This window comes from Streptomyces callyspongiae (assembly GCF_047200695.1).
Taxonomy (GTDB): domain Bacteria; phylum Actinomycetota; class Actinomycetes; order Streptomycetales; family Streptomycetaceae; genus Streptomyces.
Genome location: NZ_JBJZOM010000013.1, coordinates 1 through 19,215, shown reverse-complemented (window position 1 = coordinate 19,215; position 19,215 = coordinate 1). Strand labels below are relative to the sequence as shown.

Annotated in this window: 16 protein-coding genes; 12 read left to right on the top strand and 4 right to left on the bottom strand. The window is 72.0% G+C overall.

Translation table 11 applies throughout. From position 1 onward, the window contains the following. Position 1 precedes the first annotated feature (1 nt). Entirely contained in the window at positions 2 to 394 is a 393-nt protein-coding gene (locus ACL06G_RS14380; protein WP_412787042.1) for a roadblock/LC7 domain-containing protein, read from the bottom strand. A gap of 352 nt (positions 395 to 746) precedes the next feature. Between ACL06G_RS14380 and ACL06G_RS14375 the strand changes: the two genes are divergently transcribed. Next, positions 747 to 1,595 (top strand): hypothetical protein, encoded by an 849-nt coding sequence (locus tag ACL06G_RS14375; RefSeq protein ID WP_412787041.1) that lies wholly within the window; start codon positions 747 to 749, stop codon positions 1,593 to 1,595. 45 nt (positions 1,596 to 1,640) lie between these two features. Here the strand turns inward: ACL06G_RS14375 and ACL06G_RS14370 are convergent, their stop codons facing one another. Then, positions 1,641 to 1,823: a tail-anchor membrane protein gene (locus ACL06G_RS14370; protein ID WP_412787040.1), complete on the bottom strand. Its 183-nt coding sequence runs from the start codon at positions 1,821 to 1,823 to the stop codon at positions 1,641 to 1,643. A 231-nt stretch (positions 1,824 to 2,054) separates the two neighbouring features. After that, positions 2,055 to 2,852: an SGNH/GDSL hydrolase family protein gene (locus tag ACL06G_RS14365; protein ID WP_412787039.1), complete on the bottom strand. Its 798-nt coding sequence runs from the start codon at positions 2,850 to 2,852 to the stop codon at positions 2,055 to 2,057. Positions 2,853 to 3,017: 165 nt separating this feature from the next. Between ACL06G_RS14365 and ACL06G_RS14360 the strand changes: the two genes are divergently transcribed. From ACL06G_RS14360 to ACL06G_RS14340, 5 genes are all read left to right on the top strand, one after another. Continuing rightward, positions 3,018 to 5,957 carry a glycoside hydrolase family 2 TIM barrel-domain containing protein gene (locus ACL06G_RS14360; protein WP_412835983.1) on the top strand — a complete coding sequence of 980 codons (2,940 nt, stop codon included), beginning with the start codon at positions 3,018 to 3,020 and terminating at the stop codon, positions 5,955 to 5,957. A gap of 99 nt (positions 5,958 to 6,056) precedes the next feature. Beyond that, on the top strand, positions 6,057 to 6,554 hold the full coding sequence (locus tag ACL06G_RS14355) for an ATP-binding protein (protein WP_412835982.1): 498 nt from the start codon (positions 6,057 to 6,059) through the stop codon (positions 6,552 to 6,554). A 177-nt stretch (positions 6,555 to 6,731) separates the two neighbouring features. Continuing rightward, positions 6,732 to 7,556, top strand: a complete 825-nt coding sequence (locus ACL06G_RS14350) for a basic amino acid ABC transporter substrate-binding protein (protein WP_412835981.1) — start codon at positions 6,732 to 6,734, stop codon at positions 7,554 to 7,556. Next, positions 7,553 to 8,344, top strand: a complete 792-nt coding sequence (locus ACL06G_RS14345) for an amino acid ABC transporter permease (protein WP_412835980.1) — start codon at positions 7,553 to 7,555, stop codon at positions 8,342 to 8,344. Before ACL06G_RS14350 ends, ACL06G_RS14345 begins: the two co-directional genes overlap by 4 nt. Positions 8,345 to 8,348: 4 nt before the next feature. Then, on the top strand, positions 8,349 to 9,152 hold the full coding sequence (locus ACL06G_RS14340) for an amino acid ABC transporter ATP-binding protein (protein WP_412787034.1): 804 nt from the start codon (positions 8,349 to 8,351) through the stop codon (positions 9,150 to 9,152). 78 nt (positions 9,153 to 9,230) lie between these two features. Here the strand turns inward: ACL06G_RS14340 and xylA are convergent, their stop codons facing one another. Beyond that, positions 9,231 to 10,406 carry a xylose isomerase gene (gene xylA / locus ACL06G_RS14335; protein ID WP_412787033.1) on the bottom strand — a complete coding sequence of 392 codons (1,176 nt, stop codon included), beginning with the start codon at positions 10,404 to 10,406 and terminating at the stop codon, positions 9,231 to 9,233. A gap of 119 nt (positions 10,407 to 10,525) precedes the next feature. Here xylA and xylB point away from each other — a divergent pair, with 119 nt between their 5' ends. The 6 genes from xylB to ACL06G_RS14305 all read left to right on the top strand — a co-directional run bounded on the left by xylB (position 10,526) and on the right by ACL06G_RS14305 (position 18,832). After that, a complete protein-coding gene (gene xylB / locus ACL06G_RS14330; RefSeq protein WP_412787032.1) occupies positions 10,526 to 11,959 on the top strand; it encodes a xylulokinase in 1,434 nt (477 codons plus the stop codon). A 54-nt stretch (positions 11,960 to 12,013) separates the two neighbouring features. Then, positions 12,014 to 13,246, top strand: a complete 1,233-nt coding sequence (locus ACL06G_RS14325; RefSeq protein ID WP_412787031.1) for an ROK family transcriptional regulator — start codon at positions 12,014 to 12,016, stop codon at positions 13,244 to 13,246. Between the two features lie 147 nt (positions 13,247 to 13,393). After that, the gene (locus ACL06G_RS14320) at positions 13,394 to 14,872 is read left to right on the top strand and encodes an acyl-CoA synthetase (protein WP_412787030.1); all 1,479 of its coding nucleotides are present in this window, start codon (positions 13,394 to 13,396) and stop codon (positions 14,870 to 14,872) included. A 37-nt stretch (positions 14,873 to 14,909) separates the two neighbouring features. After that, positions 14,910 to 16,295 carry a carboxyl transferase domain-containing protein gene (locus tag ACL06G_RS14315; RefSeq protein ID WP_412835979.1) on the top strand — a complete coding sequence of 462 codons (1,386 nt, stop codon included), beginning with the start codon at positions 14,910 to 14,912 and terminating at the stop codon, positions 16,293 to 16,295. A 31-nt stretch (positions 16,296 to 16,326) separates the two neighbouring features. Beyond that, complete coding sequence (locus tag ACL06G_RS14310) at positions 16,327 to 17,787, top strand: lipase maturation factor family protein (protein ID WP_412787028.1); 1,461 nt, start codon at positions 16,327 to 16,329, stop codon at positions 17,785 to 17,787. 133 nt (positions 17,788 to 17,920) lie between these two features. Next, on the top strand, positions 17,921 to 18,832 hold the full coding sequence (locus ACL06G_RS14305; RefSeq protein WP_412787027.1) for a sulfotransferase family protein: 912 nt from the start codon (positions 17,921 to 17,923) through the stop codon (positions 18,830 to 18,832). Positions 18,833 to 19,215: the final 383 nt, after the last annotated feature.

Here is a 19,215-nt window from a genome sequence, read left to right as displayed (position 1 = left end):
GTCAGGGCGCCTTGCGGGCGTCCACGGCGAGGTGTTCCCCGACACGGTTGACCATCAGGGCCATTTCGTGGGCGACCTGGGCGATGTCCGTCTCGGCCGCGGTGAGCACGGACAGGCAGCTGCCGCTGCCTGCGGAGGCGATCAGCAGGTGCCCGGCGTCGAACTCGATCATCGTCTGGCGGACGCCCCCCGCCGCGAAGCGTCCTCCGGAGCCCTTGGCGAGGCTGTGCAGTCCGGACGACACGGCGGCCAGGTGCTCGGCGTCCGGTCGTTCCAGGTCCTGGCTGTGCGCCGTCACCATCCCGTCCTCGGAGAGCACCAGGGCGTGCCGGACGTGTGCGACGCGTCGGCAGAGATCGTCCAGCAGCCAGTCGAGTCCGGTCTTCGGCGCCATCCTCACGTCCCCCTCGGGTCGGCGTTCCGCCGTGCAACCCTTACCCACAACGCCACGACGGGCAACCACGCCCGAGGGGGCGTCAGGAAACGGGGCACGGTCGCGGGACGCACGGTTCCACGACGACGGTCCACCAGGGTCGCCGCTCCGAGTCTTCGGGCGTGAGGGCAGGGCCGAGGCCGGCCCTGTGAGGCCGTTGCCGGCCGATGGTGGAGGGTCGCTACGGAGGACCGCGGTCGGGCCATCACGGTGCGAGCCTGGCGCCGAGGGAAGCGGAAGATGCGCTACCGCCTCTGTCCCGGAGCGATACCGCCGGTTAGGGTGCCCGAACGATCCGAGAAAGGGGCTGCACGTGGCGGCTGAAGAAGAGGACGACGCGCTGTACGTGCTGACCGCGGTGCTGCTCACGCCCGCCCAGTTCCCGAGTGTGCTCGGGGACGACTATCCGGAGGCGTGCGGCGTCCTCGGCCTCGAGCCGTACGCGGAGGGCTACGGTCTCCTCCTGGGGCAGGACGGTACCGGTGCGCGCTGGACCGTAGCGACCGAGGACGTGACCCTGGTGGCGTGTGCGATCGCCGCGTGGGACTGCGGGATGGAGTACGACCTCTCCCCCGACGACCGGACGGTCGCCGCGGTGCTTCCCGGATGGCCGCTCGCGCTGGCCGTCGCCGCACCCGGTGTCCCCGCGCCGCACGATCCGGCTCCGGACCCGGGCGCCGAGGCGGACTGGACCGTCCTCACCCCTCCGGACACCGAGACCTGGGGCCCCGCTCAGCGACGGCTGGGGGCGGACGAGATCGCTCTGCAGTGGGCCGCGTGGCGGGAGCAGATCGACGACGCGTCGGTGACCGACCCCGGCGTCACCGGTCCGGACTCCGTTCCGGAGGGCGGCGTGGGCGACAGCACCGCGGGCGGGGGCACCGACGCGTCGCCGGGGCCGGTGCAGCGTGTGATGCGCGAGGCCCGTTCCTATCTCGAGAGCCCGCCACCTCCCGGCCGCGTCCGCTCGGCCTTCGCTCACGGTGACGCTCGCACCCTCAGGTGCGACGGCCCCGGGTGGAGCATGGTGGCCCGGACCGACGACATCGCCTTCCTGCTGCTGGACGACGAGCCGGGTGAAGTGGTGCCGGTGGGCCGTGGCCCGGCGCTGCCGGGACTCCTCGAGGCGCTCGACGCCATAGCGGTACGTCCCGCGGCCTGACCTCCCGACCGGCCCTGGCACCACGGGTGCACGACGGGGGCGGACCTACCGCCCGAGCTCCTTGCGGCTCACCCGCCGGAGCCTGCGGCGCTGCGACGGGTCGAGGGCCAGGTATGCCACGGCCGGCACTCCGACGATCACCAGCAGCGCGATCCAGAACGACGTCAGCCACCACAGGAGCAGGCCCACCGCCACGCCCCCGACAGCGATCTTGCCTCGGTTGGTCATCTCTCCGTGCCTCCTTCAGCGGCCGCGGCACCGCGGCTCGTCTGTGGGGAGAACGCTCCGACCCCGCCGCGTGTTCCTGGCCTCCGCCGCGGCGGAGCGCGAGCGCACGACCGCCCGCCTGCGGACGGACAGGAGGTGGACGCCCCCGACGCGCACGGGCGCGTCCCCTCCTCGCGGGGAGGGGACGCGCCCGTGGATCGCGGGACCGGCGGGGAGCCGGTTCCGCACTGGTCAGGCGAGGCTCTCCATGACGGGGTAGTAGGCCTGCGACTGCCCGTTCGCCGTGGGGTGGTAGGACTCCCAGACGGGCCAGGTGGTGCTGTGCAGCCAGCGGTCGCCGCTGCAGATCTCATGGCCCGTGAACGCCGGACGCATGTCGCCGTAGCTGAAGCCGTGGTTGGCGGCACGCTTGGAGGTCACGGTGTTGAGGTCGTCGGACGCGCTGTTGATGGCCGCGCGCGAGGTCTCGCTGATCCCGAAGGAGCACGTCCCGTTGATCTTGTACATCCGCGGGTATCCGAGAACGACGACCTGGGCGTTCGGGGCGCGGCTGCGGATGGCGTCGTAGACCGCGTCCAGCCGACCGGGCAGCGTGTTGTTGATGTAGTCCCGCGCGTCCTCGACGGCCGCCAGGCAGGCGCTCTCGCCCAGGGCGACGCACACGGTCATGGTGTCGGCGAACCCGGCGTCGTTGCCGCCGATGCTGATGCTGACCAGATCGGTGCCGGAGTTGAGGGGCCCGAGCTGGTTGGACGTCACGTCGGTCGTGATCGCGCCCGAGCAGGCGGTGAACGCGAAGGACGCCGGCGCGTTCGCTGCGTTCCACAGCTCGGGGTAGGCATTGGCGCTGCGACGGCAGTCGCTGCCGTCGTAGGAGCCGGCACCGACGCCGGAGGAGTACGAGTCGCCCAGCGCCACATAGTCGAGAGCCGCCGCATCGGCTGCGGCGGCGACGCCGGTGGAGAGTGTGGAGAGTCCGAGGAGAGCGGCTGCGAGGGTGACCGCGGCCTTCCATCTGCGCAGGATCATGAGGCCTCTCATGGTGGGGTGACATGGAGGGTGCTTCTGGCCAACTCAGTAGTAGCAGCGGGACGGGCATTCGAGAAGTGTCCATGCCAAAAATTCGAAGCAGTGCATAGTCCCACTGACAACGATCCGCCACTCGCGAGGTGACGGGGGATCAGGAGGAGTGCCATGTCAGCCAGGTCAGGTGTTCCGTACTACGAGGACGTCGCGCCGGGCAGGGGCTCGCTGCCGCCCCGCGCCTGGTGCGCGGCGTCGGACGCGCGGACTCTCAGTCTCAACGGCGAGTGGGCCTTCCGCCTCCACGAACGGATCCCCGAAACAACGGATTTCACCACCGACGAGGTCGACCCGCAGGGCGACCCGGCCTGGTCGGTGCTGCGCGTCCCGGGACACTGGGTGCTGCAGGGGTACGGCTCCCCCGCGTACACCAACACCCGCTACCCGCTGCCCGTCCATCCGCCGCTGGTACCCGACGAGAACCCCACCGGCGACCATCGGCTCACCTTCGACCTGCCCACCGACTGGCCCGCGGCGGGCACCTCCGTCCTCCGCTTCGACGGCGTCGAATCCTGTGCCCGGGTCTGGCTCAACGGCACCGAACTCGGAGACTTCCGCGGCAGCAGGCTGCCGCACGAGTTCGACACCGGTGCGCTGCTCCGCCGCCGGGGCAACGTGCTGGCCGTACGGGTCCACCAGTGGTCCTCCGGCACCTACCTGGAGGACCAGGACATGTGGTGGCTGCCCGGGATCTTCCGCGACGTCACGCTCTCCCACCGGCCGCCCGGTTCCGTCCTGGACCACTTCGTGCACGCGGACTACGACCATCACGACGGGACGGGCACACTGCGGGTGGAGAGCGACCCGGACGGCCGCGTCGTGGTTCCGGAACTGGGCATCGACGTGCCCACCGGCGCGAACGCCCGGGCGCCCGTCGAGCCGTGGACGGCCGAGACACCCCGGCTCTACGACGGTGTCCTGCACACCCCGGGCGAGCAGCTGCCGCTGCGCATCGGCTTCCGCACGGTCGCCGTCGAGGGCGGGGTGCTGCGGGTCAACGGACGGCGGATCCTGTTCCGCGGCGTCAACCGGCACGAGTTCCACCCGGTGACCGGACGGACGGTGGACGCCGAGACCATGCGCCAGGACCTGGTGCTGATGAAGCAGCACAACATCAACGCCGTGCGCACCAGCCACTACCCCCCGCACCCGGCCTTCCTGGGCCTCTGCGACGAACTGGGGATGTGGGTGATCGACGAGTGCGACCTGGAGACCCACGGCTTCAGCCACGTGGAGTGGCGGAACAACCCCGTGGCGGATCCGCGGTGGACGCCGGCACTGCTGGACAGGGCGCAGCGCATGGTGGAACGGGACAAGAACCACCCCAGCGTCGTGGTGTGGTCGCTGGGCAACGAGTGCGGCAGGGGATCCGGCCTGTCGGCAATGGCCGAGTGGATGCGGGACCGCGACCCGTCACGACTGCTGCACTACGAACACGACCACGACTACCCGGACTCCGACCTCCACAGCCGCATGTACGCCGACCACGAGGAGGTGGAGGAGGCAGGCCGGTCGCAGGAAGCCGGGGCGAAACCCTTCGTGCTGTGCGAGTACGCGCACGCGATGGGCAACGGGCCCGGAGGACTCGCCGACTACCAGCGGCTGTTCGAGACGTACGAGCGCTGCCAGGGCGGCTTCGTCTGGGAGTGGATCGACCACGGTCTGCTCGCCCGGCACTCCGACGGCCGCACGTACTTCGCCTACGGCGGGGATTTCGGCGAGGAACTGCACGACGGGAACTTCGTCTGCGACGGCCTGGTCCTCCCGGACCGCACGCCCTCCCCAGGCCTGAAGGAGTACAAGAAGGTGATCGAACCGGTCCGATTCACCGGCTCGGGCGGCGACGACCCCTCGGTTACCGTGACGAACCTTCACGACTTCGCTGACCTGTCGCACCTGGACTTCACCTGGTCGTACACGGTCGACGGACGGGAAGTGGCAGCCGGAAGGCTCACCGTGCCGCCCACCGCGGCCGGGGAGTCCGCACGCGCCGAACTCCCCGCCCCGCCCGCCACGGAACGGGAGGGCGAGGCGTGGTGGACCCTCCGTGCCGAACTCGCCGCTGACACCGTCTGGGGACCCCGCGGTCACCCGGTGGCCCGGGCACAGCTGCCGGGCCGCTCCCGGCCCGCGGCAGCACCGGCGGAGGCGGAGGCGGTGCCGCCGCGTGAGGAGGACGGACGCCTCCGCCTGGGGCCCGCTCTGCTCGACGCCCGGACCGGTGAGCTGCTCGCGGTGGGCGGAGTGCGCTTCACCGACGGTCTGCGGCTGGACGTGTGGCGCGCCCCGACCGACAACGACGAGGGAGCGCCCTGGCGTCCCCTCCTCCGCACCGCCCCGGCATGGCGGCGGCTCGGTCTGCACCGGATGCGGCACCGGACGGAGGCCGTCGCGAGCGACGGCGCCGCCGTGAGGGTCCGCACCCGCGTCGCCCCGGCGGCCACCGACCTGGCGCTACGGGTGGAGTACCACTGGACGGCGACCGCCGAGGACGTTCGGCTGCACGTCACGGTCGAGCCGGAGGGCGCCTGGTCCGGCACACTGCCCAGGTTGGGGGTACGTCTGGGGCTGCCCGCGCCCTACGGTGACGTCGAGTGGTTCGGCGGAGGTCCCGGCGAGGCGTACCCGGACTCGTGTGCCGCGTCCGTGCTGGAGCGTCACCGGTCCTCTGTCGACGCCCTCCAGACTCCGTACGTGCGCCCGCAGGAGAACGGCGCGCGGCAGGGCGTCCGCTGGGTCGAACTGCGGAACGACCGGGATCTTCCGGCGGGCACCGGTAGGGGTCCGGGACTGCGCGTCGAGGCCGTGGGCGAGCCGTTCTGGATGACGGCCCGGCGCTGGAACAGCACCGCGCTGGACGCCGCACGGCACACGACCGACCTGCTGCCGTCCTCGACGGTGTGGGTGAACCTGGACCACGCACTGCACGGGCTGGGGTCGGCGTCGTGCGGGCCGGGCGTGCTGCCGCAGTACCGCTTGGCCCCGGGGCCCGCCCAGTTCTCGCTGCGGTTCGCTGCCGTTGCGGCGACGGACGAGCCGGCGGGCGACTGAGCACTCCACCGCGGGGCGGGACTGCCCGCCCCGCGGTGGAGTGCGTCGCGCTGTGCACGTTTCCTTGCCATCCGCGGGGCGCGGCCGCATAGTGAACCGGTGGCTTCCCCGCACGAGGCACTCTCCCCGGAAGGTCGTGCGCACCCCGAGACGGGACCCCTCCGGGACGCCTTTCACCTACCGGCGCAGCCGACCGCCGTGGCCGACGCCCGCCGTGCGGTGCTGGACCGCCTCCGCTCCTGGGGAGTGGACGAGGAAGCGCGCGCGGACGCCGAGCTGCTGGTCTCCGAACTCTTCACCAACGCGGTGCGGCACACCGGCAGCGAAAAGGTCGGGTGCGAGGTGCGGATGCTGGGAGTGCGGCTGCGGTTGGAGGTCACCGACGAAGGCGGTCGGCCGGTGCCGGAAGAGCACTGTCAGGCCGATGCAGAGGGAGAGACCGGGCGCGGGCTGCTGCTGGTGAGTGTCCTGGCGGACGAGTGGGGCGTGCGCCCCGACGCCGACGCCGAGGGCCACGCGGTCTGGGCGGAGCTGCTCTGCGTACGGACGCTCGCCCGAGCGGCCCCAGCGCGTTCCGGCGACGACGTGTTCCCGTGACCCTGGGGCGATGCCACGGCACGGATCTGCGACGTTATCCGGTCGCAACCTGCGCGGCAGCGACAACGGGCCGCTCCGGTGGCAGGATGCCCGGCAACCTTGCCGATCTTGACGGTGGCTCCGACTCCGGCAGGAGGGGCAAGGCCTTCCGAGGCACCCACCCTTGACGGAGGTACCGTGTCAGCTCTCCCGACGTCCCGCCGGTCCGTGTCCCTGCTCGCGACAGCGGCGGCCTTCGGTCTGCTGGCGGCCACCACCGCCTGCAGCAGCACCAAGACGACAGCGAGCGACGGGTCGGAGATATCCCTGGTCGAGCCGGGGAGCCTCACGGTCTGTACGCACCTTCCGTACTCCCCCTTCGAGTTCAAGAAGGGGAACGAGATCGTCGGGTTCGACATCGACCTCGTCGACGCCGTGGCGAAGGACCTGAACGTCGAAACCCGCATGGTGGACACGCCGTTCGAGGGCATCCAGTCCGGGCAGGCTCTCAACGCCAACAAGTGCGACGTCGCTGCCGCAGGCATGACGATCACGGAGGTCCGGGAGAAGAACCTGGACTTCTCCGACCCGTACTTCGAGGCCACGCAGGCTCTGCTGGTGAAGAAGGGCGGCGATGAGCCCGCCTCCATGAAGGATCTCAAGGGCAAGAAACTGGGTGTGCAGCAGGCCACCACGGGCTCGCAGTACGCGCAGGAGAACGGCGACGGCGTGGAGATCGTCGAGTTCGAGGACATCGCGCTGCTCCTGACGGCGGTGAAGACCGGGCAGGTGCAGGCCGCGATCCACGACAACGGCGCGCTGTACGACTACGTCAAGGACAACCCGAACACCAAGGTCACCACCGAGTTCGACACCGGTGAGCAGTACGGCATCGGCGTGAAGACCGGAAATGACGCCATGCGCAAGCAGGTCAACAAGGTGATCAAGAAGGTCCAGTCGGACGGCACCTACGACGACATGTACAAGCAGTGGTTCGGCAAGGCCCCGGAGTCCGGCCAGTGACCGGACGTCTCACCCGCCGCCAGCGCACCGCTCTCGTCCGGGGCACGCAGTACGCCGTACTCGTGATCGCCGTCGTCGTCCTGGCTCTGGTCGCCGACTGGAACGAGATCCAACGGGCGTTCTTCGACGTCGAGGTCGCGCAGAAGCAGTTCCCGGAGATCGTCACCACCGCGTTGGTGAACACGATCCTCTACACCACGCTCGGCTTCGGCTTCGGTCTGGCACTGGGCCTGGTGCTGGCGCTCATGAAGCTGTCGCAGGTGCCGCCCTACCGCTGGCTGGCGACGGTGTACATCGAGTTTTTCCGCGGAGTGCCGGCACTGCTGGTGTTCATCGCGCTCGGCTTCGGTGTGCCCGTCGCCTTCCAGGTGTCGATCAACCTGTACGTCAAGGTGATGCTGTCCCTCGGCCTGGTCGGCGCGGCCTACATCGCGGAGACCATACGGGCGGGCATCCAGGCTGTGCCCAAGGGACAGACGGAGGCGGCACGTTCGCTGGGGATGTCGCAGTCCCGGGCCATGGTCTCCATCGTCATTCCGCAGGCCTTCCGAGTGGTGCTGCCGCCGATGACCAACGAGTTGATCATTCTCACGAAGGACTCCTCACTGGTCTATCTGTTGGGCCTCGCACTCTCGGAATACGAACTCACGAAGTTCGGCCGGGACGCACTCAACCAGAACCGGAGCCTCACGCCGATCCTGATCGCCGGACTGCTGTACCTCGTCATCACCCTTCCGCTCGGCCACCTGGTGCGCCGGCTGGAGGCCCGCACCGCGAAGGCCAGGTGAGCGTATGAACGACGACGCGATCACGAAGGACACCACCCCGTCCGGGGGAAGCGACTCCGCGATCCACGTGGCGGACCTGCACAAGTCCTTCGGGGACCTGAAGGTCCTGACGGGGATCGATCTGGAGGTGCGCCGCGGCGAGGTGGTGTGCGTCATCGGACCGTCCGGCTCGGGCAAGTCCACGCTGCTCCGCTGCGTGAACCTGCTGGAGGAGCCGACTTCCGGGACGATCACCGTGGCGGGCACCGAGGTCACCCACGAGGACGTGGACATCGACCGCGTCCGCCGCGGCATCGGCATGGTGTTCCAGTCCTTCAACCTGTTCCCGCACCTGACGGTGCTGGAGAACCTCACGATCGCCCAGCGGCGGGTTCTCGGCCGGGACAAGGACGAGGCGCGGAAGGTCGCCCGCCACAACCTGAAGCGGGTCGGACTCACCGACAAGGAGTCCTCCTACCCGGCGAAGCTGTCCGGCGGGCAGCAGCAGCGTGTCGCCATCGCACGGGCGCTGTCGATGGATCCGCAGCTGATGCTGTTCGACGAGCCGACCTCCGCGCTGGACCCCGAGCTCGTCGGCGATGTGCTGGCGGTGATGCGGGGGCTGGCCGGCGAGGGGATGACGATGCTCGTGGTCACCCACGAGATGAGTTTCGCCCGTGAGGTGGCCGATCGGGTGGTCTTCATGGACGGTGGAGTCATCGTCGAGGAAGGGCCGCCCGAGCAGGTCGTGGGCGACCCCCAGCACGCCCGCACCAGAGAGTTCCTCTCCCGTGTGCTCGACCCTGCAGCGGCCCAGTTGTCGGAATGATCCGGCGGCGGGAGCCGCACGTCCCGCACACGTCGGCGCCGGGCACCAGGGAAATCCTGGTACCCGGCGCCTCGCAGGTCAGCCCGTGCGGACTCCCAGCAGGTGGTCCATGGCCAACTGGTCCAGGTGCTCGAACGCCATGCCGCGCGCCACGGCCGCGTCGGGGTCGAAGTCCTCGTATGCAGCACGGTCCGCCAGCAGGTCGGCGGGGGTCTCCCCGGGCTCGAGCGTCGGGCGGGCCAGGTCGCCCAGGCCCGAGGCGCACAGCGCCTCCGCGACCTCCGGGTCCGCCCGGAAGGCGGCCGCCCGTTCCCGCAGCACCAGGTAGTTGCGCATACAGCCGGCCGCGGAGGCCCACACGCCCTGGAAGTCCTCGGTCCGCGGCGGTTTGAAGTCGAAGTGGCGCGGCCCGTCGTACCCCGCGTTCTCCAGCAGGTCGACGAGCCAGAACGCCGCACGCAGGTCACCGGCACCGAAGCGCAGGTCCTGGTCGTACTTGATGCCCGACTGCCCGTTGAGGTCGATGTGGAAGAGCTTGCCGGCCCACAGCGCCTGCGCGACTCCGTGCGGGAAGTTCAGTCCTGCCATCTGCTCGTGCCCCACCTCCGGGTTCACCCCGAACAGTTCCGGGCGCTCCAACCGTTCGACGAAGGCCAGGACGTGGCCGACGGTCGGCAGCAGGATGTCGCCCCGGGGTTCGTTGGGCTTGGGTTCGATCGCGAACCGCAGGTCGTACCCCTGGGAAGCGATGTACGCGCCGAGGAGGTCGAACGCCTCCTTCATCCGGTCCAGTGCACACCGGACGTCCTTGGCCGCTCCCGATTCGGCACCCTCCCGGCCGCCCCACGCCACGTAGGTGCGTGCGCCCAGTTCGGCGGCGAGGTCGATGTTGCGCATCACCTTGCGAAGGGCGAAGCGACGCACCGCGCGATCGTTCGCGGTGAACGCACCGTCCTTGAAGACCGGATGGGAGAAGAGGTTGGTGGTGGCCATCGGCACGGTCATTCCCGTGCCGTCGAGCGCCTTCCGGAACCGGGCGACGTGTGCCTCCCGCTCGGCCCGCGGAGCACCGAAGGGGATCAGGTCGTCGTCGTGGAAGGTGACGCCCCACGCCCCGAGCTCCGCCAGCCGGTGCACGGCCTCGACCGGGTCCAGAGCGGGCCGGGTGGCCTCCCCGAAGGGATCACGCCCCTGCCAGCCCACCGTCCACAGTCCGAAGCTGAACCTGTCGCCGGGGGTGGGCCGGTAGCTCATGGGTTGCCCCTTTCCGGACGTCGCCGCCCGGGGACGCCACTCGTCGGACCTATTCGTCATGCCTGTTGACAAACTAGTATGCGGGCAGCAGCCGCGGCGCAGGAAGGGGTGGAAGCGAGATGGCAGCCGCACCCGAGGGACCGCTCGTCGCCGGAATCGACAGCTCGACCCAGGCCACCAAGGCCCTTCTCGTGGACAGTGCCACGGGCGAGGTCGTCGCACACGGCCGGGCCGGCCATGCCGTGGACACCTCCGTCGGCAGCGAGACCGACCCCGAGGTCTGGTGGGAGGCGCTGCACACCGCACTCGCCCGGTGCGGCCCGCAGGTGCGGCGGGTGTCGGCGGTGTCGGTGGCCGGCCAGCAGCACGGCCTGGTGACGCTCGACCGGCAGGGCCGGCCGGTGCGCCCCGCCCTGCTGTGGAACGACGTGCGGTCCGCGCCGCAGCGTGACCGGCTCGTGGCGGAGCTCGGCGGGCCTGCCGCCTGGGCCCGGCGCACCGGCAGCGTCCCCGCACCGGCGTTCACCGTCACCAAGTGGGCCTGGCTGCGGGAGAACGAGCCGGAGTCGGCGGACGCAACGGCCGCGGTACGACTGCCCCACGACTTCCTCACAGAACGCCTGAGCGGCACGGCGGCGACCGACCGCGGCGACGCCTCGGGCACGGGCTGGTGGGACGGGGAGTCTTACCATTCCGGCACGCTCGACCACGTCGGGCTCTCCTCCGCGCTGCTGCCGCGGGTCCTCGGGCACGGCGAGGCGGCCGGGACGGTCCGCGAGGGTCTGCCCCTCCCGGCGGGCACCCTGGTGGCCACCGGCACGGGCGACAACATGGCGGCCGCCGTCGGACTCGGGCTGCGCCCCGGACAGGCCGTGCTCAGCCTCGGCACCTCGGGCACGGTCTACGCGGTCTCGGCCACCCGCCCCGCGGACACCTCGGGCACGGTGGCCGGCTTCGCCGACGCGGGCACGGCGTGGCTCCCGCTGGCCTGCACCCTCAACTGCACGCTGGCCGTCGACCGGTTGGCGGCACTGCTGGGCAGGAGTCGGGAGGACGTCGAGCCGGGAGGTACGGCAACACTGCTGCCCTACCTCGACGGCGAACGCACCCCCGACCTGCCGTACGCCTCAGGTCTGCTGCACGGCCTCCGCCACGACACCTCGGCCGGCCAGGTGCTCCAGGCGGCCTACGACGGCGCCGTGTTCACCCTGCTCGGAGCCCTGGACCGGGTGCTCGGCGCCGGAGGCACCGCTGCGGACGACACTCCCCTGCTGCTCATCGGGGGTGGGGCCCGCGGCCGTGCCTGGCAGGACACCGTGCGCCGGCTGTCGGGCCGTCCGGTGCAGGTGCCGCGTGCGGAGGAGCCGGTGGCGCTCGGGGCGGCGGCGCAGGCAGCGGGCCTGCTGCTGGGAGAGGATCCGTACGCCGTGGCCCGCCGCTGGTCCGCGGCCGACGGGCCGTCACACCCCGCCGTACCGCGTGACGACGACGCCCTGGACCGCCTCGCCCGCACGTTGGCCGCAGCGGATACGCTGCTGGGCCGCCCCGCCTGAGGCCCCGCACGCCGGAGCGGAACGTCCGCGCCCCGGCCCGACGGAGGACTCGCCATGTCAACTCCGAGACCCGCCTCGCAACGCGAGATACGGCGGCGCAACCTGTCCCGGGTGCTCCGGGCCGTAATCGACGGGGGACCGCTGTCCCGCGCCGACGTGGCCGCCCGTATCGGACTCACCCGGTCGGCGGTCTCGACACTCGTCGACGAACTCCACCGAGCGGGCCTTCTCGTCGAAGGAGGCCCCGGGCGCACCGGTGGGGTCGGCAGGCCGGGCACCGCGCTGGAGGTCACGGACCGTGGGCCGTGCGGGGTCGGCGCGGAGGTCGGCGTGGACAGGCTGCTGGTGTGCGCGACGGACCTGCGGGGCGGCGTGCGCGCACGGGAGGAGGAGGCCGCGGATCTGCGCGGCAGCGATCCGGCAACCGTGCTCGCCCGGCTCCGGGTCCTGCTCACCCGCGTGACAGCCCGGGCACGGCAGCAGGGCCTCACGCCCGCCGGACTCGCCGTCGCCGTCCCGGGCCTGGTGGCCCGCGACAGCACCACGGTGGTCCGGACGCCGAACCTCGGCTGGCCCGCAACCGATCTGCGCGAGCATCTGCCCGGGCCACTGCCGCTGACGGTGGGCAACGAGGCCGACTTCGGGGCGCAGGCGGAACGGTGGATGGGCGGCTGCGGGGGCCGGGACGACGTCGTGCACGTCTCGGCACGGATCGGCATCGGCGGCGCTGTCGTGCTCGGTGGCCAGCTGCTCCGCGGCGCACGGGGGTTCGCCGGGGAACTGGGGCACGTACCGGTACTCCCCGAGGGCAGGGCGTGCGGCTGCGGAGGGCGCGGCTGCCTGGAGCAGTACGCGGGCGAGGAGGCGCTGCTGCGCGCCGCGGGGCCGGCACCGGCGGGTCCCGCGGCGCACCGGGAGGACCGGACGTCGGCGCTCGCCGACCGCGCGGCCGCAGGCGAGGAAGCGGCCCTGCGGGCGCTGCGCGACGGCGGCAGGGCCCTGGGCATCGCCCTCGCGGGAGTCGTGAACCTGCTGGACCCGGAGGCCGTTGTCCTCGGCGGGGCACTGGCCCGGCTCGGGCCGTACCTGATTCCGCCGCTGTCGGCCGAGCTGCGGGCCCGGGCCGCGGCACCGGGGCCGGTGCCCGCGGTACTCGTCTCGGCACTCGGGGCCGACGGACCGCTGCTGGGCGCCGCCCACTCGGTGGTGCGCTCGGTGTACCGCGACCCGGCGGCGTACGCGACCGGTCGGGTCGCGGTGGGCGGAGCGGATTCCCGGAACGGGTGAAGGAGGGCGGCCGCGACCGCCGGCCCCGCCCGCAGCAAGGACGGTGTCCCCGCGCCCGTGGGCAGGTGCAGCGCACGACGTGCGGCGGCCGCGCATGGGATGCTGGATCCGCCCCGCCGCCGGACACCACTCAGCGAAGGAGCACGGGTGCCAGCCCTCTTCCCCGCACTGCGCGAGACGCCCTCCCGCACAGCCCTCCGGTTCGGGACGCGGAGCCTCACCTACGGCGAACTGGACGAGGCGTCGTCCGTGTTGGCCCAGCGCCTGCACGGGGCCGAGCGGGTCGCACTGTGGGCGACTCCCACGCTCCACACCGCGGTGGCGACGGTGGCGGCGCTCCGGGCGGGCGTACCCGTGGTGCCGCTCAACCCGGAGGCGGGCGTCCGGGAGCTGGAGCATGTCCTGCACGACAGCAGGCCCGTCACCGTTCTCGCCGCGCCCGGAGCGGACCTCCCGCCGGGGCCCGACGCGCTGCCGCGGACAACCGTGGCGCTGTCCGCTCCGCCGGGACGGGGCGAGGCGCCGACTCCCGAACACGCCCCGGGGCCCGAAGCTCCCGCGCTGATCGTCTACACCTCGGGCACCACCGGACCTCCCAAGGGCGCGGTCATCCCCCGTCGGGCGGTGACCCACACCCTGGACGCCCTGGCGACCGCCTGGCGCTGGACGGCCGAGGACGTGCTGGTTCACGCCCTGCCGCTGTTCCACGTCCACGGCCTGGTCCTGGGGATCCTCGGACCACTGCGGCGCGGCGGCACCGTGCACCACCTGGGCCGCTTCGACGTGTCGGCGGTCGGTCGCGAACTGGCCGGGGGCGCCACCATGTTCTTCGGGGTGCCGACGATGTACCACCGCCTGGCCGACGCGGTCGGCGGGGACCCGGAACTGGCCCGGTCGTTGGGTGGGGCCCGGCTGCTGGTCTCGGGCTCCGCGGCGCTGCCGCTCCGCGACCATCAGCGGATCCTCGAAGCCACCGGGCGGCGCGTCGTGGAGCGCTACGGCATGACGGAGACCCTGATGAACACCAGTGAACGTGTCGCGGTGGAGGAGGGCTCGGGGACCGCCGGCCCGTCCCGCCCCGGCACGGTGGGGGTGCCGCTCGACGGCGTGGAGCTCCGGCTGGTGGACGAGGAGGAGCAGCCGCTCGCGGGAGCGGACACCGGTTCGGTGGGGGAGGTGCAGGTCCGCAGCCCCTCCCTGTTCACCGAGTATCTGGGGCGCCCCGGGGCGACGGCTGCCGCGTTCACCTCCGACGGCTGGTTCCGCACGGGGGACATGGCGACCAGGGACGCCGAAGGCGCCGTCACCCTCGTGGGCCGCAGATCGACGGATCTCATCAAGAGCGGCGGCTACAAGATCGGCGCCGGTGAGATCGAGAACGCCCTGATGGAGCATCCGGGCGTGGCGGACGCGGCGGTGACGGGGGAGCCCGACCCGGACCTCGGCGAGCGAGTGGTGGCGTGGATCGTCCCGGTCGATCCGGGCTCTCCGCCGGGCGAGGCGGATCTGGCCGGGCATGTGGCCGGACTCCTCGCCCCCTACAAACGGCCCCGCCGGGTGCGTCACGTCCCGTCGCTGCCCCGCAACGCCATGGGGAAGATCCGGAAGCAGGCCCTCGGTGCCTGACGGCGGCAGATCTGCCGGAGGGCCGGGGGCCAGGAAGATGCTGGCCGGCCTCGTCGACGGGTTCGTCGAGCTCCCGGAGCCGCCGGATGTCGGTGACGGGGCGGCGGAGGACGGTCCGCTGGCCTGGCCGGGCTACGGTGCCGCGCGCGAGCGGGCCGTCGCGCGCACCGGAGAGCGGGAGTCCGTTCTCTGCGGCACGGGACGCGTCGACGGCACCGGGGCGGTACTGATCGTCTTCGAGTTCGCCTTCCTCGGGGGTTCGCTGGGGGAGCATGCCGGAGCGCGCATCGAGGCGGCCCATGCCTACGCCCGGGCGCGGCACCTGCCGCTGGTGTCCCTGGTGGCCAGCGGGGGCAGCCGCATGCAGGAAGGGATGCGGGCGCTGTCCCAGCTGCAGCGGGTGGCGCGGCAGACGGCCCTCACCGGGGCCGCGGGCGTGCCGCAGATTTCCGTGGCACGGCATCCGACGACGGGTGGCGGCTGGGCGGCCGTCGCGGCCGGCGCCGACGTGTGCCTGGCGCTCGGCGGCGCGGAGGTCGCTTTCGCCGGGTCCCGCATCCGTCCGGCGGGCACCGACCCGCGGGCGGCCTGCACCGCGGAGGCGCAGCTCGCCGCCGGACACGTCGACGGCGTCGTCCCCGCCGACGGTCTGCGCCGTGCCCTGGGGCGCTGGCTCTCCCTGCTCTCCGGCCCCGCCGCCGGACGTGTCGCCCCGCCGTACGCGCTGGGTGCGGCGGCGCCGCCGCAGTCGGGCTGGGCCGCGGTGGAGCGGGCCAGGGATGCCGGACGGCCGCGGGCGGACGCCTACCTGGACGCCTGTTTCAGCTTCCGCGAGGAGATCGGGGGCGACCGCTGCGGCGGCCGGGACGAACAGGGTGTGACCTGCGGTTTCGGTCGTCTGCCGGACGGTCGCACGGCGGCGTTCGCCGCACAGCGCGGTACGGCGGTCCGCCCGGCGGGGCTCCGTACGGCGGCCCGCCTGGTGCGGCTGGCGGATCGACTCGGGTTCCCCGTCCTCACGCTCGTCGACACACCAGGTGCCGCCGGGGACATCGATGCGGAGCGGGCGGGGACCGGTCCTGCCGTGGCCGACTGTTTCGCGGCCGTCGTCGCCTGCCGCACGCCGGTGACGACGCTGGTGGTGGGCGAGGGCGGCTCCGGCGGCGCATTGGCACTCGCGGCTCCGGGCCGCACCTGGATGACGCCGGACAGCTACTTCTCGGTACTCGCCCCCGAAGCGGCGACCGCCGTGCTCAAGCGGGACCCCTCCCTTGTGCGGGAGACCGCCGAGCAGCTGCGGCTCCGTCCGCAGGACGTGGTGGAGCTCGGTGTCGCACGCGGCATCGTGGGGCCGCCCCCGGGGCGAGCAGCGGTGCGCCGGCGGGGCGCGGGGCATCCGGACGGTACGCCCCGCGGCGGGTGAGGGGGCCGGCCCCTCGGGTACACCTCGGCCCATGGACTGGTTCGCGGAGCCCGATGCCTGGCTCGCCCGGCTGCTGGTGCAGCGGGGACTCGCCCTGCTGTACGTGGTCGCGTTCCTCTCGGCGGCGTTCCAGTTCCGCCCCCTGATCGGCGAACGCGGCATGCTGCCCGCGTGCCGCTACGTGCGGTCGGTGCGGTTCCGTTCGGCCCCGAGCATCTTCCACTGGCGCTGCTCCGACCGGTTCTTCGCCGGGACGGCTTGGACGGGGGCGCTGCTGGGGGCGGCTGTCGCCGCAGGTGCGGCGGATGCCGTGCCGCTCTGGGCCGCGACCGCGATGTGGGTGGTGCTGTGGGCGTTGTATCTGTCGATCGTCAACGTCGGGCAGGTCTGGTACGGCTTCGGCTGGGAGTCGCTGCTCCTGGAGGCGGGCTTCCTGGCGATTTTTCTGGGCAATGCCGACACGGCGCCGCCCGTACTGGTGCTGTGGCTGCTGCGCTGGCTGCTGTTCCGGGTGGAGTTCGGCGCCGGGCTGATCAAGTGGCGCGGGGATCCCTGCTGGCGCAACCTGACGTGTCTGGAGCACCACCACGAGACGCAGCCGATGCCGGGCCCGCTCAGCTGGTACTTCCACCGTCTGCCGCACCGGCTGCACCGGATGGAGGCGGCGGCGAACCACCTCACCCAGTTGGTGGTCCCGTTCGGCCTGCTGCTGCCGCAGCCGATCGCGGGCTTCGCAGCCCTCGTGATGATCATCACACAGCTGTGGCTCGTGGCCTCGGGGAACTTCGCCTGGCTGAACTGGCTGACCATCGTCCTGGCGCTGGCGGCGCTGGACACCGCCGCGGTCACCGCTCCCCGCAGCTATCCGTCGACCCCGTTGTGGTTCGCCGGCTCGGTGTGTGCCGCGACGCTGCTCGTGGTGGTGCTGAGCCGTCGGCCCGTGCGCAACATGCTGTCCCGCCGGCAGCGGATGAACCGGTCCTTCGACCCGCTCCACCTGGTCAACACCTACGGCGCTTTCGGCAGCGTCACCCGGGTGCGGCACGAGGTCGTGGTCGAGGGGGCGGCGGACCCGGCGCCGGGGAACGCCCCCCGGTGGCAGGAGTACGAGTTCCGCGGCAAGCCGGGCGAGCCCACCCGCCGACCGCGCCAGTTCGCGCCCTACCACCTGCGGCTGGACTGGATGATGTGGTTCGCCGCGCTCTCTCCCGTCCACGGAGGCGGCTGGTTCGACGCGTTCCTGCAGCACCTGCTCGACGGGGACCCGGCGACACTCCGGCTGCTGCGCGCCAACCCGTTCCCCGACGCACCACCGGACCGGGTCCGCGCCGTGCTGTACCGGTACCGCTTCACCACGCGGTCCGAGCGGAAGGAGACCGGAGCCTGGTGGGTCCGGAGCCCCGTGGGCGAGTACCGCGGCCCCGTGCGTGCGGCGCCCGCCGGTCCCGGGACACCCGGGAGGCCGGAGAGCTCCCCCGAGCGCGGCAGCTAGGACACGGAGGGACCGCGCACGGTTACCGCTCAGGATGCCGCTTCCCGGGCTGCGCGGAACCATCGAGGTTGTCGATGTTTAAACTCGAGGCCTCGGCTTGACCACGAATTTGCAACATGTCTAGCCTGCCGCAATGAGCCTTCGAAGCACACTCAACTCATCCCTCCGCAAAGCCACCGGCTTCGAGATCCGGCGCGCTTCCGCAGCAGGAGCCGCTCCGGCGAAGCCCGAGGCAGCCAAGAAGGCTCCGCGGCCCAAGTCGGTCGAGATTCGGGAGACGGCCGATCCCGAGCTGGACCGACTGCTGCGCAAGCCCGTCTTCATCATGTCGCCGGTGCGTTCCGGTTCCACGCTCCTGCGCATGCTCGTCGGCGGGCACTCCAAGCTCCACGCCCCCCACGAACTGCACATCCGGCGCCTCGCCGTGCAGTACTCCACGTCGTTCGTGAAGAAGTCCATGGACGAGCTCGGCCTGGATCTCGTGGATCTGGAGCACCTGCTCTGGGACCGCGTCATGCACCGCGAGGTGGTGAAGCACGACGCGGAGTTCATCGTGGAGAAGACACCGAGCAACGCGTTCGTCTACAAGCGGATCGCCGCCATCTGGCCGGACGCGCGGTACATCTTCCTGCTCCGCCACCCGCTCTCCATCGCCCGGTCCTGGCACGAGTCGGACCCGGAGAAGCGCTCCATGGAGACCGCCGTCACCGACGCCCTGCGCTACATGAAGGCTGTGGAGCGGGCTCGCGAGGCGCTCCCCGGCCACACCGTGCGCTACGAGGAGATCACGGCCGACCCGGAGCACGCGCTCAAGGACATCTGCTCCTTCCTGGACCTCGAGTTCGAGCCCGGGATGGTGGACTACGGCCAGCAGTCCAAGGCCGACATGAAGCGCGGTCTGGGCGACTGGCGGGAGAAGATCCTCTCCGGCAGTGTGCAGCCGGGGCGCGAGCTTCCCACCGAGGACGAGATCCCCGAAGCCCTGCGTCCGATGTGCGAGGCATGGGGCTACCTCAAGGGTTCCGAGGACAACGGCGCGGCATGAGCCGCCCGCCGTGCGGACACGGCACGGGTGCGGCCGCACGGCGGCACCCGTGCCGTCGGCAGGGGGCAGGCCCGGGCGGCCCGTTGCCCCTGCTGCCGGTGGAGTGGCATCGCCTCCGTCACCGGATCCGCCGCGCCGCCGTCCGGGACGACGGTCCGTCCGTCGAGCAGTGCCCGGCGACGTCGAGAGGCAGCGCTGTGCCGCCTGATGGACGACAGCGCACTTCGCGAGAAGATGGGTACCACCGGGCCGCGGACGGTCCGGCACTGCTCTCCCGGCGCGGTCACCCGCGGCGGGAGGCATTCTCCACCGACCTCCTCTCCGCCTCCGGGCGGAACTGATCAAGGACGACGCCGATGAACGTAGCCGGCAACGACCGGCGG

What these genes read in the sequence shown, in the direction of transcription:
- ACL06G_RS14380 (WP_412787042.1), bottom strand. Translation starts at nt 394, where the DNA reads ATGGCGCCGAAGACCGGACTCGACTGGCTGCTGGACGATCTCTGCCGA.
- ACL06G_RS14370 (WP_412787040.1), bottom strand. Translation starts at nt 1,823, where the DNA reads ATGACCAACCGAGGCAAGATCGCTGTCGGGGGCGTGGCGGTGGGCCTG.
- ACL06G_RS14365 (WP_412787039.1), bottom strand. Translation starts at nt 2,852, where the DNA reads ATGATCCTGCGCAGATGGAAGGCCGCGGTCACCCTCGCAGCCGCTCTC.
- ACL06G_RS14360 (WP_412835983.1), top strand. Translation starts at nt 3,018, where the DNA reads ATGTCAGCCAGGTCAGGTGTTCCGTACTACGAGGACGTCGCGCCGGGC.
- ACL06G_RS14340 (WP_412787034.1), top strand. Translation starts at nt 8,349, where the DNA reads ATGAACGACGACGCGATCACGAAGGACACCACCCCGTCCGGGGGAAGC.
- xylA (WP_412787033.1), bottom strand. Translation starts at nt 10,406, where the DNA reads ATGAGCTACCGGCCCACCCCCGGCGACAGGTTCAGCTTCGGACTGTGG.
- xylB (WP_412787032.1), top strand. Translation starts at nt 10,526, where the DNA reads ATGGCAGCCGCACCCGAGGGACCGCTCGTCGCCGGAATCGACAGCTCG.
- ACL06G_RS14325 (WP_412787031.1), top strand. Translation starts at nt 12,014, where the DNA reads ATGTCAACTCCGAGACCCGCCTCGCAACGCGAGATACGGCGGCGCAAC.
- ACL06G_RS14315 (WP_412835979.1), top strand. Translation starts at nt 14,910, where the DNA reads ATGCTGGCCGGCCTCGTCGACGGGTTCGTCGAGCTCCCGGAGCCGCCG.
- ACL06G_RS14310 (WP_412787028.1), top strand. Translation starts at nt 16,327, where the DNA reads ATGGACTGGTTCGCGGAGCCCGATGCCTGGCTCGCCCGGCTGCTGGTG.
- ACL06G_RS14305 (WP_412787027.1), top strand. Translation starts at nt 17,921, where the DNA reads ATGAGCCTTCGAAGCACACTCAACTCATCCCTCCGCAAAGCCACCGGC.